The organism is Mycolicibacterium sp. P4_G11 (assembly GCF_056555145.1).
Map to the genome: position 1 here is coordinate 400492 of NZ_JBFUJW010000001.1, position 13849 is coordinate 414340.

The window sequence follows — 13849 nt, forward strand, 5'->3', positions numbered from 1 at the left end:
CCTTTTCAGGTGGCGCGGGCGCGCAGTGCCGGCGCCTTCAGGAGCTCCTCCATGCCGGTCGCGTCCACCGGACCTGAGACCAGAAGTCCTTGTGCGCGGCGGTAACCCATTGCGACGAGGCGTTCTGCCGCGGACTCGGTCTCCAGCCCGTCCGCGGTCAGTTCGAGGTCGAACGCGTCGGCCAGTGCTGCGATCGACTGGACGAACAACTCATTCTCGCCGTCGCGGTCGAGCGTCTGGACAAACGCGCGGCCGACTTTCAACGAATCGATGGGCAGCTCTTTCAAACTGGGCAGGAAGCTGTATCCCGTGCCGAAGTTGTCCAACGCGAGGTGCACCCCGATGTTCTTGAGCGCCAGCAGAATTTGGCCACAGCGTTGCGCTTCGGTGACCAGCAGGTTTTCGGGTAGTTCCAAACACAGCGCGGCCGCTGGAATGTCGAACCGGGTAAGGGTCGCGGTGAGGTGCTCGGTGAACCCGTCGGTCACGACCTGGGCGGGGGACAGCTTCACCCGCAGCATCACGTCGTGTGCCAATCCAGCCCGGCGCCAGCGCTGGAACTGCGCGCAGGCCAGCCGCATGACCTCGCGGCCCACGGCGCCGCCGAAATTGGCGGCCTCGGCGATCGGCATGAACTCCTCGCGGAGTAGGAGTCCGCGGGTGGGGTGGTGCCACCGGACCATAGCCTCCATCGCGGCAAGCCTGCCAGTGCGCAGATCGACCTCGGGCTGATATTGGAGGAATAGCGCACCGCTCTCGATGCAGTCTTGGAGGTGCACTTCGATGTCGGTCTGGAGCGAGTACTGCGCCGCCAGCTCGTCGCTGAACGCGACCACCGCGTTGCCGCCGGCGGCCTTGGCGGCGGTCAGCGCATGCTCGGCGTACCTGAGCAGGTCAGACACCGAGTCGGTCCCTGGAATCCCTACGGCAACGCCGATGCTCACTCTGTGCCTGATGTAGGACGAGCCCAGCATCAGCCGCTCTGCCAACGTCTCACGCAGCTGTTCGGCGTACTTGTAGGCGTCGGCGAGTGCGGTGGGCACGTTGAGGACCGCCACGATCTCGTCCCCACCGAGGCGAGCCAGAAAGGCCGCGCTGCCGGCGTGTTCGCGTAGCCGCTGCGTGAGTTCGACCAGAACCTGGTCCCCGGTCTCGTGACCGAGCAGATCGTTGACCGCTTTGAGTTGATCGGGATCGATGTAGAGCGCCGCGACAGGGGCAGGCTGGCCTGCCGCAAGCCGATGCTCCAGGTGCTCGAGCAGACTTCGGCGATTGCGCAAGCCGGTCAGGTCGTCGTGCTCGGCGAGGTGTCTGATGGATTCTTGTGCTTCAACCCGCGCTTTCACGTGAGCGAACATGGTGGCGATGACTTTGAGCGCGGTGATCTCCTCGTCCAGCCATTGCCGGTCGCCATACTTGATGAAGCCCAGTGTGCCCGTGGTGATGAAGCCCGAGGGGCCCGTGGTCGTGTCGGCGACGTTCATCGGCACGGCGGCCATCGAGATGACGGGGACGGCGGTGCCTTCTTCGATGCGCTGCTGGAATTCGTCGGGCTCGGCCGCGGGCCGCAGGATCACGGGTTCTTCGACGTGCTCGGCCATCGCGAAGACGGGATCGGCGTCCTCGAAGTACACCGTTCCGATCGGATCAGGGTCCGGGACGTACGTCCTGATCGGCCATTGAGCGACCAGGATCGTGGCGCGAATGGTGTGGTCGTTGTGCCGCAGAAACGCGACGTCCAGCCCGAAATGCGCCGCCACGTCAGCCAGGGCTTGCTCGCTGGCCGCGACGTAGTTGCCCGCGTCAGCGGCCATCAGGGTATGGGCGACCCCCTCGACTAGTTCGTTGAGGGCAGTGAGCACTTCATCACGGTAACCAACGAATCGGCATTTCACTCGTCAATACCGTTCGGCCTCACCGCATCAGCTGGTGCGGCTGTTCAACCACGAGTCGGACACACCGGACACAAAAAACGGGGCGCCCCGAGTGGGGCGCCCCGAATCTTGTTGCCAGTCAGCGGCTCTGGTGCACGCTGCTGTCGACCTGCGGCGCCTCGGCCCGCGGGTGGATGTCGTTGACCCAGTCGTGGTGCGAGTAGTCCGCCGATGCGGGCGCGGCCAGTCCGAGCACCGCAGCCACCATTCCGTTTGCCACCAGTGCGGCCAGTCCGAGCTTCTTCATTGTCCCCAACTCCTTGTATCTGAAGCTTTGATGCCTGGTTCAACGGGACGGGGGGCGGGGGTATTTCTGCAGATGGGGTGTTGGCAGCAATTGATCGTTTCGCGGCAGTAATCAGTCGGTAACACGCCCTGTGGATGAATCACGCACTGTGGACAACTGGCTGTCGGGCGCCGGATCCGGGGTGTAGGGCGCCTCGTTCTGTCGGTGTCCTTGGCCACGGTGGCGACATGAACACACCACCACGCATGACCCGGGCTGAGATCGGCGCGTTCGGCGAACAACTCGCGGTCGACCACCTGATCTCACTCGGGATGACGGTCCTGGCCCGCAACTGGCGCTGCCGGTGGGGTGAACTCGACATCATTGCCACCGAAAAGGGCCACAGTGCGGTGGTTTTCGTCGAGGTGAAGACCCGCACCACCACGGAGTTCGGCGGTATAGAGGAAGCGGTGACGCCCGAGAAGGCCCGTCGCCTGCGCCGGCTGGCCAGTGTGTGGCTCGCCGAGCAGAACGCCCACTGGCCTGACATTCGGATCGATGTGGTCGGCGTGCGCCTCGGCGGCCGGGAGCCGGAGCTGGTGCACCTGAAGGGCATCGGCTGATGGCGCTCGGACGGGCCTACTCGGTGGCCATCCGCGGGCTCGACGGCGTCATGGTCGAAATCGAAGCGGACATCACCTCGGGGCTGCCGGGGGTGCATCTGGTCGGCTTGCCCGATGCGGCGTTGCAGGAGTCGCGGGATCGGGTCCGGGCGGCGATCACCAACTGCGGCAACAGCTGGCCGATGTCACGGCTCACTCTCGGGCTGTCGCCGGCCACCTTGCCGAAAGGCGGGTCGATGTACGACCTGGCCATCGCGGCCTCGGTGCTGTCGGCGCATTTGAAGATGCACTGGGCACGGCTCGAAAAGACGGTCCTGCTGGGCGAATTGGCGCTCGACGGTCGGGTGCGCCCGGTCAAGGGGGTACTACCGGCCGTCATGGCTGCCAAGCGTGAGGGGTGGCCATCAGTGGTGGTGCCCGCCGAGAATCTGGCCGAAGCCAGTCTGGTCGACGGCATCGAGGTGTGGGGCGTCCGCACACTCGGGCAGATGCAGGCCTGGCTCAACGGGAAGGCGGGCCTGGACGAGCGGGTCGACACAACGGCGCCGGCCGCCGACGACAGCGTCGACCTCGCGGACGTGGTGGGGCAGACCCAGGCCCGGTGGGCGGTCGAGATCGCCGCCGCGGGCGCCCACCACCTGATGCTTACCGGGCCGCCCGGGATCGGGAAGACGATGCTGGCTCAACGGCTTCCGGGGTTGCTGCCCGACCTGACCGACGACGAGGCGTTGGAGGTCACCGCCATCCATTCGGTGGTGGGTCTGCTCACCGGCGATACGCCGCTGATCACCCGTCCGCCGTTTGTCGCGCCGCACCACACGTCAAGTGTCTCGGCGTTGGTCGGCGGTGGTTCGGGGATGGCGCGGCCCGGCGCGATCAGCCGGTCACACCGCGGCGTCCTGTTCCTGGACGAATGCGCCGAGATCGGGGTCAGCGTGCTCGAAGCCTTGCGAACGCCGTTGGAGGAAGGACAGATTCGGCTGGCCCGACGCGACGGCGTGGCGTGCTATCCGGCCCGTTTCCAGCTGGTGCTCGCGGCGAACCCGTGCCCGTGCGCGCCGCCGAACCCGAGAGATTGCGTGTGCCCGTCGGCCGATCGTCGCCGGTATCTGGGCAAACTCTCCGGGCCGTTGATGGACCGGGTCGATCTGCGGGTCGACATGCATCCGGTACTCGCCGGGGCGTTCGGCGACCACGCCGCGGAATCCACCAGTGATGTCCGTGCTCGCGTCGCGGCGGCCCGCGCGGCTGCGGCCGAGCGCTGGCGTGACGTCGGGGTGCGGACCAACGCGGAGGTGCCGGGGCCGCTGCTGCGCCGCAGATTCCGTCCGAGCCGGGACGCCATGGCGCCGCTGCGCAAGTCACTCGATTCCGGGCGGCTGAGTATCCGCGGCGTCGATCGCACCCTGCGGGTCGCGTGGTCGTTGGCGGATCTGGCCGGCCGAGATTCACCGAACCTCGAGGACGTCAGTACGGCATTGAGTTTCCGCGAGGGAGATGCGCGATGAGCGCCGACGATGCGGAACGACGGGCGTGGGCGTACCTGTCGCGGGTCGCCGAGCCACCGTGCCCTCGGTTGACGACGCTGGTGGCCGACTGTGGTCCTGTCGAGGCGGCGGACATGATCCGTCGCGGACAGGAGGACAAGGACCTCACGGGGAGTGTGGCCGCCCGGCGAGAGGTCGATTGTGCCGCTCGGGATTTGGAGATTCTGGACCGTCGGGGTGGGCGGCTGATCACACCCGATGACGATGAGTGGCCGTACCTGTCGTTCGTCGGTTTCGCGAACCAAGCGGTGATGGAGCGGCCATCCGGCTATCCGCCCATGGTGCTGTGGGCTCTGGGTCCGGCCCGGTTGGATGATGTCGCCGAACGTGCGGCGGCGATCGTCGGCACCCGGGCGTGCACGTCGTACGGTGAGCATGTCACCGCCGAGATCGCGGCGGGACTCGTCGAACGCGACGCCGCGGTGGTGTCCGGCGGGGCCTATGGCATCGACGGAGCGGCGCACCGAGCCGCACTGGCATCAGACGGCGTCACCGTGGCGGTGTTGGCCGGTGGTGTCGATGTGCCGTACCCCTCCGGGCATTCCGCGCTGCTGCACCGCGTCGCCACGTCCGGGCTGCTGCTCAGTGAGTATCCGCCGGGGGAGCGGCCGACGCGGTACCGGTTCCTGACCCGTAACCGGTTGGTGGCGGCCCTGTCTGGTGCCACGGTGGTGGTGGAGGCGGGGCTGCGCAGTGGCGCGGCCAACACGGCAGCCTGGGCGCGCGCGATGGGCCGCGAGGTGTGTGCGGTGCCAGGCCCGGTGACCTCGGCCGCCTCGGCGGGGTGTCACGTCTTGCTGCGTAGCGGTGCGACCTTGGTCGACCGGGCGGAGCAGATCGTCGAATTGATCGGCCGGATGGGCGAACTCGCCGACGAACCCGAGCACCCAGAGACGCCGCTGGACGATCTGACGCCTGACCAGCTCCAGGTCTACGAGGCGCTGCCGGCGCGCGGATTCCGCAGCCTGGAACAGATCTCGATCGGCGCGGCGCTACCTCCCGAACGCGTGCTCGGGCCACTGGCACTGCTGGAGATCAGTGGTCTGGTCGAGAAGCAGGACGGGCGGTGGCGGATCAGGAGGGACACCGGCGGCAACGCCAAGGCAGTCCGCTGAAGCGGTTACGCGCGGCTAGGTGGCAATCAGCTTGAGAGGCAATCGTTCATGGCGGCGGATGATGTTGTTGACCGCCCATTTGGGTGTGCCGGTGAGCTCTATCCGCTCCACGCGCTCGAGCAGCGCCCGCAACATCGCCGTTGTTTCCAAGCGGGCCAGGGCCTGCCCGGCGCACGCGTGCGCACCCTGTCCGAAACCGACGTGGCGGCCGGCGTCACGTCGGATGTCGAAGACCGCCGGGTTTTCCCATTCGCGTTCGTCGCGGTTGGCGGAGGCATAGATCACCAGGACTCGTGCACCAGAAGGGATTGACACTCCGGCGATTTCGGTCTGCTGCGCCGTGCACCGCGCGAAGGCCCGCAGCGGTGGCTCGTAGCGGACGATCTCATTGACGGCGTTCGCCATGAGGCCGGGCTCATCCTTGAGTAGTTGCCACTGGTCGGGGTGACTGGCGAAGAGATACAACGCGTTGGAGATGGCGCTCATGGTGGTATCGATCGACGGGGCGATGTAGTCGACGAGCAACGGCGGGCATTCGTCGTACGCCAGTTGGCCTTCGTCCGCCGCGGCGAGTAGCTCATCGGCCATGCTGCCCTCGATGACGTTCCGCTCGCGAACCACGCGCCGAGCGAAGCGCAGCATGAGCAGGGTGTTGGGTACCGCTTTGATCGCCTGCCAGTTGAGCGGGCCGAGTACATCGAATGTCGCTCCGGCCCAGGTAATCAGGTGACCGCGTTGATCGCGCGGCCAGCCGATGAGGTCGGGCACGACCGCCAGCGGTAGTGCGGCCGCGAGGTCGTTGACACCGTCGACATCGCCATTGCCGAGCGCTGCCTCGACGACGCTGCGGGCCGTGTCGTCGACGGTGTCACTGATGGCGCGCAGAGCACGTGGCAGCATGCGGTGCGCGACCCGCTTGCGGCGTTGTTCGTGCTCGACGCCGTCGCTGTTGAGTGTGGTGCCGTGCGACATACGGTTGGTGATCGGGTTGAGCGCCACACCCTGACCCGACAGAAAGGTCTTGTCGTCACGTAGTACCGATTTGCACTCGGCATAGCGCGGCAACGCATATGCCCGCTGCTTCGTCAGCCATACCACCGGACCGAGGTCACGCATCCTCTGGTAGTGGGGATAGGGGTCGGTGATGGCGTCGACAGCGTAGATGTCGGGCTCGTAGCTGGGCAGGCCGGCGGGTGGGCGTCGCATTGATGTTCCTCTCATGCCTCTGGCTGTGGACGATTGAGTGCGGGGCGTCTCAGCTGTGCATTCCGGGATCGGCACCGCGCAGCTGCAGTTCGGTGTCCGTGCGGGATGCGGGCGGGTGGGTGGCGCGCGCCCAAGCACGCCGACCGGGTGCCGAAAATCCCGGTATGGCCGCACACAGTTTCCACGCGTCGTGGCCCGCGCACATGACCGTGCGATCAGGCCGGACGACAGCGGCGGTGGCGTGGCCGCGGCGCAACCACCGTGCCAACTCGCCCCCGGGCTCGGCGACATGAACGACGATGCCGTGCTCAGCGAGCTCGGCGCAGTGGAACGCCAGCGGATGCGTCGTGGTGACGAGCGCAAAGCTGTTGCCCAACAACGTGTCCAGGCGTTGGCCATCGCCCAGTACCGGGTTGGGGCACAAGGTTCCGGCAAGGTGGCGGGGTCTCCGGCTTTTGATGACGAATGCAGAATCGTGTAGCCGGGGGGTGGTGCCGTTGGTGAGCTTGTCGCGAAGGCCGGGGATCAACCGCAGCCGGGGTGCGACGGTGCGCCGCACCATGTTTCCCACATGGCCACCGGCCGTCATTGCCCACCCCATGGCCAATGCCAAGCCGATCATGCTGCGCGCGTGTGGTTTCCGTTCCTGCTCGTAGGTCACCAGCAGTGCCTCGGGTAGCTCTCCGTTGAGCACGCCGGCTACTTTCCACGCCAGGTTCATCGCATCGCGCAGCCCCGCCCCCATGCCCTGCCCGATGAAGGGCGGTGTGAGGTGGGCGGCATCGCCGAGGAGGAACACATTGCGTTCGCGCCAGCTATCGGCGATCTGTGCGCGAAACGTGTACTCGGTGACGCGCACGAGGTCGAGTTGCTCGTCGGTGACATCGCCGATCCATGGGGAGACCAGGGGTCGAAGGGTTGCCATCGTGTTGAAGTCGGCCGCGGTTTCCGAAGGCAGCAGCCGAAATTCCCAGCGGTAGCGGTTGGGTCCGATCCGCATGTACGTCGCTGCCCGAACGGGATCGCATACCTGGTGCACGCCATCCCATTGGTCGAGCTCGGCGTCGGTGACGACGTCGGCCACCAGCCAGCGCTGCTCGAAACGCAGGTCGTCCATGGCTGCGCCGATGGAGGCTCGCACGATGCTGTTGGCCCCGTCGCAGCCCAGTACGTAGCTGGTTTCGACGACGTGCTCGGTGCCGGTGGCTCGGTCGGAGTAGGTCACCCGCACGCGGCCGGGCTCGTGCTGGGTGATGCCGGTGACCTCGGAATTGCCGCGCAGCTGCACATTTGGGCGATTGGCCAGGTTGGCGCGTAGCAGCTGTTCCAGTTCGGGTTGGTCGAACATGTTGGCCTGAGGAAAGCCGTGCCGGCTGCGGGCGGGGTCGCGGTCGAACTGTGCGAGCGTGTGGTGGTTCTGGTCGAGTAGCCGCAACCCGAGCGCTGGCCGGGAAATCGCGGCGAACTCTTCGGCCACGCCGAGGCGGGCGACGATGCGATGAATCTCGTCGTCGAGGTGGACTGCCCGTGGCTGGGGATAGACCGATTCCCAGCGGTCCAGAACCAGCGTCGACACGCCGTGGTCGGCGAGCAACGTCGCGGCAGTGACACCGGTCGGCCCCGCTCCGACGACGACAACAGGAACGGATTGTGTTACAGGGTCAGGCATTTCGGTCCTCAACTCGGGTCAGCCGATGATCGGCTTGCGGTTGGCGACGAGAGTGTCGAGGCGCGTCTGCATGGCGGCCTCGATTCTGGACGCGAAGTCCTCGGCGGTTTCCCCGGGATTCGCGGTCATCGGGGGCAGGACCGCGGTCACCAGTTTGGTCGGCAATGCGACGTAGGGGAGCATGCCTGCGACACCGATGTTCAGTCCCCACGGAATGGTGACGCTGATGGGCAGTGTCTTCATGCGCAGGCGCCGGTGCAGGCCCAGCTGTCGCGCGAGCCGTCGACCGTCGGACACGACGAACAACGAGTCACCGGCACCTGCCGTCACGACGGGGACGACTGGTACGCCATGGCTCATGGCCAGTCGCGCAAACCCGCAGCGCTCATCGAAATGCACCTGATTGCGGTCCCACCAGGACTTCCCGGCGTCGACGTCGCCACCGGGAAACACCAGGACGTTGTGCCCGGCGGCGAAGGCGGCGTTTGCCGATTCCTGGCTTGCGGGCCGGCCGTCGAGAAACTCGGCAATGCGGCCGGCGCCGACCGTCCACGCCACCTGGTGAACGAGCGCGGTGGTCGGCCGTTGCAGCGCCGCTTTCTCGCGCACGGCGATCATGGCGAGAACGTTCAGGTCCACGAGGCCGCCGAAGCCGTGATTGGCGACGAGCAATGCGGGTTCGGGAATCTCGGCGTCGATGTGGATTTCGTGGCGGTGGTACCACCGCAGCAGACTCGGCACAGCCACACGCATGACGGATTTGAGCGCAGATACCGTCGAGGACGGATCGGTCATGATTGTTCCTTGATGTCCCACGCGAGCGCGTAGCGACCCAGGGTCGCGGCAATGGCGTCGGTATCGGCGCCGGCGTCGACGACTACGGTCACCACGATGGAACCGTCGTCGACGGCTGCATCCACGTCGGCGACGCCGGGCACAGCGACCAGTGCGTCACGGACCGCGCTGCGGGTGGCGTCGGCGCGCAGGGCGGGCTTGTAGGGCTTGCCGACTGCCGTGACCGGGATGGTGTCGATGACGATCACGGATTTCGGCGCGGCCGCGCTCTCGCTGACGTGCCCAACGGCCCACTGCCGCAACGATTCCGGAGTGATGTCGGCGTCGGGACGAAGTGTCACATAGGCCACTGGCACCTCACCGGCATGGACGTCAGGACGACCGACCGCCGCGGCGCCCGTGACGTCGGGGTGGGCGAAGAGGGCGTCTTCGATCATCGCCGGGTCGATGTTGTGCCCGCCGCGGATGATGAGATCTTTGGCCCGACCGGTCAGATGGACGAAGCCGTCACCGTCAATCCAGGCCAGGTCGCCGGTGTCCAACCAGCCGCCGTTCAGCTTTCCGAGCCCATCGAGTACATGGCCGTTGCTGGTGCGGGCGGTGACGTAACCGGGAAAGACTGTGGGCCCGCTGATCGCAAGGTTTCCCACCGCGCCGGCCGGCAGGTCGTGCCATCGGCCGTCGTCGTCGATCTTGACCGTCTTTACCTGCTGATAGGGCAACCGCTGGCCCACCGAGCCGGGACGAGGGTGATCGGGAAAACTGCGCACACTGGCACACGTCCCTTCGGTCAATCCGTAGCCTTCGATGAGCGGCACCCCGGTGTGTGATTCGAAGTCGGCGCGAACCGCCGCCGGCAGCGCTGCGGCACCCACCAACGCGTAGCGCAGGCTGGAGATGTCGGCGTCCACGGGGCATTGCGACAGCACCGCGTAGACGGTCGGCACCGCGCTCATTGCACTGATGCCATGGTGCGCAACGATTTTCCAGAAGTTCGCGTACAGCGCCGGGTCGCGATATCCGAGCGGGCCGGCCCACACCGCGTGCTGGCCGCGCAGCATCGGCGCCAGCAATGTCACCACGAGTGCGTTCACATGGAACAGCGGTAGGCCGGCGAACAAGACGGAATCCTGGTCGAGCACGGTGTTGGCGGCGATCATCCAGGAGTCGGTGACTTCGTTGGCATGGGTATGGGCGGCCGGTTTCGGCTTGCCGGTTGTTCCGCCAGTGTGGAACAGGGCCGCCAGATCCGTGGACGTCGGGGCTTCGCCGTCGAAGATCGAACCGTTATCTCCGGGCGGGAAGTCGCTGAAGTGGCGCACTGTGGCGCCCTTGATCGCGGGCACCGTCGCGGACGCATCCCGACCTCCGGTGGGGCGCAGCACGAGGACGGTGTCGATCACCCCTGCAGCCGCCAGATGCTCGGCGGCCCGCCAGCTCGCCTCGTCCAGTTCGGGACCGGCCGCCACCAGTGTCCGGGCCCCCGAGCGTTCCACCAGATGGGCGATGTGGTCGCTCGACAGTGCGCCGTTGACCGGCGCGGCGATGCCCGCCAGTTGTGCGGCCAGCGTGGCGGTGATCAGCTCATCGCAGTTGGGACTGATCAGTGCGACCGGGGTGGTCCGCTGAACGCCCTTCTGGCGCAACATATTCGCGGCTCGGTGCACGTCTGCCAACAGCTCGCTGAAAGTCCGCGTGCTGGCCTGCTGCCATCGACCGGCATCGGGCATGACGGTGATCGCGGCACGGTCGGGCCACAGCGCGGCTGCCCGTTGCAGCACCGCATATGTGGAGTTCGGCAGGCCCCGATCGGCCAGCGGAATGCGTTCGATGGCCTCGAGGTCGCCGGGTGTGGCATAGCGCGGCCACAGCAGGTCCGCGTTCATGCGTACCGCACCGGGGTGCGCTGGGCGCCGAGATCGATGGCGCCGTCGTCGGTGGCCACCGTCAGTTCCACGACATCGCCGTGCTGCAGATACTTGGGATTGGCGGCCTGGCGCGAGAAGAACGCCTTCCATTTGATGGCCGGCGGCAGTAGCGATCCGATGATCTCGATGGGCTTGGGCGGCGCGCTCAAAGCCGTACCCACAGGAGTGCCGGTCAAGACGAGGTCTCCGGCGTCGAGGTGCTGGAACCGGGTCAAGGACTGCAGTGCCTGTAAGGGTTTGTAGATCATGTCGCCCTCGACCAGCATGTTCTGGCGAACCTCGCCGCTCACCCGCAGTTCCAGGCGCAGGTCGCCGAACCGCTTTAGCTCGTCAGCGGTCAACAGGACCAGCGCCGGGCCGACCGGCGTGAACGTCGGGTACGACTTGGCTTCGTAGAACTGCGTTTGCGGGAGCTGGATGTCCCGGGCGGAGACATCGTTGGTGACGACCAGGCCGGCGACATAGTCGGCGAGGTTGGCCTCGGTGACCTCGGTGCCGACAGGAAGCTCGCGTCCGATGACCAGACCGATCTCCACCTCGTAGTCGAGAAACTTGACGTGCTGCGGCTTGACGATGTCGTTGAACGGCCCACTGATGGAACCCGATGTTTTGCGAAAGAAGGTGAGCGGGATGGTCTTTGGGTCCATGCCGGAGTCTTTGACATGCGAGGCGAAGTTGGTCATCTGGGCCACCACGCGGCAGGGTGCGGTCACGGGGGAGAGCAGATCGAGGCTGTCGACAGGCACCGCGGCGCTGTCGGAGACGGCGGCCTCGATGGCGGCGCGGTCGGCCAGCAGCGCGCCGGTCGTGGCGGCGTCGGTGGCGATCTTGGCGGCACCGGTGGCGGTGTGCACCCACCAGGCGTCGGCGGTGCGCAGGACGGAGATGGTCATGAGTTCGCTACTTTCAGCAGGCCGACGAGGCGGTTGATATCGAATTCGTTGTCGCCTCGCAGGGCTGCGAAGATCGACTGTGCTTCGTGCGGTAGGGATTTCGGGTTGGTGCCGAGGAAATCCTTGCTCGCGGGTGGTCCCCATTGAGCCAGGCCCGAGGCGGTGAACGGTGCCCAACCCGGTTGCAGGGTCGAGTCGAACAGATCGCCATCGGTGAAGTGCTCAACCATGAAGCCATCGGGGTCACGCCAGTAGTCGAAGAGCTGACTGCCCTGGATGTGTCGCCCAATGCCCCAGGATCGGAAATAGCCTCGCTCCGTGAGGTATTCGCCGCCGGCGGCCAGCGCATCGAGATCGCATACCTGATAGGCCGAGTGCACATAGCGGTTCTGTGGTCCGAGGGCCAGCGCCAGCGTGTGGTGATCAGCGGGCGTCGACCCACGGTCGCATCGAATGAAGCTCATCGTCGGTCCCCGGCTGCGCTGGCCCGGGAAATAGAGGAAGTCACTGACGATCATGCCGAGCGTGTCGAGATACCAGTTAAGCGTCTCGAGGTATCTCGTCGACTGCATGACGAGGTGACCGAGCCGTTGCACCGTGGTCGCCTCGCGAGGCGGGCGTTGGGTGGCGTTGATCCGGCGAATTTCGTGTCCCATGTTGTAGCGGTGCGGAGTCTGCGACGGCAACGCGTCGAGGGAGTGCATTCCCGCCACCACACGCACCGGCACACCGCTCGGGTCGATCAGATCAACCGCCATGCCGCCGATGGCTGTGGGTAATGGTCTGGCCCGCGCACCGGTCGCGGTGGCTAGCCGCAGTAGGTCCGCCTCGTCGGCCGCGGTGAACGCGACGCCGAGAAACCTGCTGCGGCTTCCGCGGCGCACGATCACGCACGGAGCGGTCGAATCGCTGCCGCGCAGATGCAGTTCCTCGTCGGTGCGCAGGGAGGTGGTGAAACCGAATGCGAGCGCGAATGCCTCGGCCCGCTGAAGGTCCGGTTTCTCGAATTCGAGCCAGGCGATGTCAGCCACCTTGATTACGGGGTTGCGTGAACGCCCGCAATGCTCGCCTTTCAAGGCGCCCTGCTCGCTGTGGAGCTCGTTGTGTGCGCCGACCAGGTCGTTCATCCCTGACCCCTTTCGTTCTGACGAAATCGTCACATACGACGCGATGCTCAGTCAATAGGTTCTGACGAAATCCTCAAAACTGATAGATGCTGCTATTCTGAGGCGGTGAGTGCATTGCAGGACGAGCCGGCCAACCGCCTGGAACGGCGGAAACAGCGCACCCGTGCGGCCCTCATCCAGGCCGCGCAGACGCTGATCGCCGAGGGCAAGATCAACGTGCCGGTTCTGGAAATCACGCAGGCGGCAGACGTCGGAATGGGTTCGTTCTACAACCACTTCGACAGCAAGGAAGCGCTGTTCGAGGCGGCGGTGGCCGACGTGCTCGACAACCATGGCGCGCTGCTCGATGGACTCACCGCGTCGATCGACGACCCGGCCGAAGCGTTTGCCTTCAGCTTTCGGCTCACCGGCCGAATGTTCCGGCGTCGCCCGCAGGAGAGTCAGATACTGCTGGTCAATGGCCTCAGTCTCATGGGCTCGGACCGCGGCCTGGGCCCACGCGCATTACGGGACATCACGGCCGCCGTCGCCGCCGGCCGATTCGCCGTCGACGATCCAAAATTGGCCTTGGCCGTCGCCGCCGGGGCACTCCTCGGGCTCGGCAAGCTTCTGCAACAGGAGCCCGAACGCGACGACGCTGCGGCGGCAGATCGGGTCACCGAAGACGTATTACGACTGTTCGGGTTGCCCGCCGACGAAGCGCATCAGATCTGTCAGCGACCGCTTCCTGGTCTTGATGGCGCAGTCGCCTGAGTGAATTTGGTGCCGTCAGCGTGGCATCGCTGC

General features: G+C 66.3%; 12 protein-coding genes. 4 read left to right on the forward strand and 8 right to left on the reverse strand.

Annotation, left to right across the window (positions count from 1 at the left end; genetic code table 11):
• Positions 1-5 precede the first annotated feature (5 nt).
• Positions 6-1862, reverse strand: a complete 1857-nt coding sequence (locus tag AC1U2B_RS01930; RefSeq protein ID WP_480215466.1) for a putative bifunctional diguanylate cyclase/phosphodiesterase — start codon at positions 1860-1862, stop codon at positions 6-8.
• Between the two features lie 151 nt (positions 1863-2013).
• A complete protein-coding gene (locus tag AC1U2B_RS01935; protein ID WP_197063757.1) occupies positions 2014-2181 on the reverse strand; it encodes a hypothetical protein in 168 nt (55 codons plus the stop codon).
• Positions 2182-2426: 245 nt separating this feature from the next.
• Between AC1U2B_RS01935 and AC1U2B_RS01940 the strand changes: the two genes are divergently transcribed.
• From AC1U2B_RS01940 to dprA, 3 genes are read left to right on the forward strand one after another with little or no spacing between them, the layout of a single operon-like run.
• Positions 2427-2783: a YraN family protein gene (locus AC1U2B_RS01940; RefSeq protein ID WP_480215740.1), complete on the forward strand. Its 357-nt coding sequence runs from the start codon at positions 2427-2429 to the stop codon at positions 2781-2783.
• The gene (locus tag AC1U2B_RS01945; RefSeq protein WP_480215467.1) at positions 2783-4291 is read left to right on the forward strand and encodes a YifB family Mg chelatase-like AAA ATPase; all 1509 of its coding nucleotides are present in this window, start codon (positions 2783-2785) and stop codon (positions 4289-4291) included. Before AC1U2B_RS01940 ends, AC1U2B_RS01945 begins: the two co-directional genes overlap by 1 nt.
• A complete protein-coding gene (gene dprA, locus AC1U2B_RS01950; RefSeq protein ID WP_480215468.1) occupies positions 4288-5445 on the forward strand; it encodes a DNA-processing protein DprA in 1158 nt (385 codons plus the stop codon). The genes AC1U2B_RS01945 and dprA overlap by 4 nt, the downstream gene beginning before the upstream one ends.
• A gap of 15 nt (positions 5446-5460) precedes the next feature.
• Here dprA and AC1U2B_RS01955 read toward each other — a convergent pair whose 3' ends face one another.
• From AC1U2B_RS01955 to AC1U2B_RS01980, 6 genes are read right to left on the reverse strand one after another with little or no spacing between them, the layout of a single operon-like run.
• Positions 5461-6651 carry a cytochrome P450 gene (locus AC1U2B_RS01955; protein WP_480215469.1) on the reverse strand — a complete coding sequence of 397 codons (1191 nt, stop codon included), beginning with the start codon at positions 6649-6651 and terminating at the stop codon, positions 5461-5463.
• 49 nt (positions 6652-6700) lie between these two features.
• Positions 6701-8320 carry a bifunctional 3-(3-hydroxy-phenyl)propionate/3-hydroxycinnamic acid hydroxylase MhpA gene (gene mhpA / locus AC1U2B_RS01960; RefSeq protein ID WP_480215470.1) on the reverse strand — a complete coding sequence of 540 codons (1620 nt, stop codon included), beginning with the start codon at positions 8318-8320 and terminating at the stop codon, positions 6701-6703.
• Between the two features lie 18 nt (positions 8321-8338).
• Positions 8339-9115: a 1-acyl-sn-glycerol-3-phosphate acyltransferase gene (locus tag AC1U2B_RS01965; protein ID WP_480215471.1), complete on the reverse strand. Its 777-nt coding sequence runs from the start codon at positions 9113-9115 to the stop codon at positions 8339-8341.
• Entirely contained in the window at positions 9112-11001 is a 1890-nt protein-coding gene (locus tag AC1U2B_RS01970; protein WP_480215472.1) for an acyl-CoA synthetase, read from the reverse strand. Before AC1U2B_RS01970 ends, AC1U2B_RS01965 begins: the two co-directional genes overlap by 4 nt.
• Positions 10998-11936 carry a fumarylacetoacetate hydrolase family protein gene (locus AC1U2B_RS01975; RefSeq protein WP_480215473.1) on the reverse strand — a complete coding sequence of 313 codons (939 nt, stop codon included), beginning with the start codon at positions 11934-11936 and terminating at the stop codon, positions 10998-11000. The genes AC1U2B_RS01970 and AC1U2B_RS01975 overlap by 4 nt, the downstream gene beginning before the upstream one ends.
• Positions 11933-13063, reverse strand: coding sequence for a VOC family protein (locus AC1U2B_RS01980; RefSeq protein ID WP_480215474.1), 1131 nt, complete (start codon positions 13061-13063; stop codon positions 11933-11935). Before AC1U2B_RS01980 ends, AC1U2B_RS01975 begins: the two co-directional genes overlap by 4 nt.
• Before the next feature lie 105 nt (positions 13064-13168).
• Here AC1U2B_RS01980 and AC1U2B_RS01985 point away from each other — a divergent pair, with 105 nt between their 5' ends.
• Positions 13169-13816, forward strand: coding sequence for a TetR/AcrR family transcriptional regulator (locus AC1U2B_RS01985; RefSeq protein ID WP_480215475.1), 648 nt, complete (start codon positions 13169-13171; stop codon positions 13814-13816).
• The last annotated feature ends 33 nt before the right edge of the window (positions 13817-13849 follow it).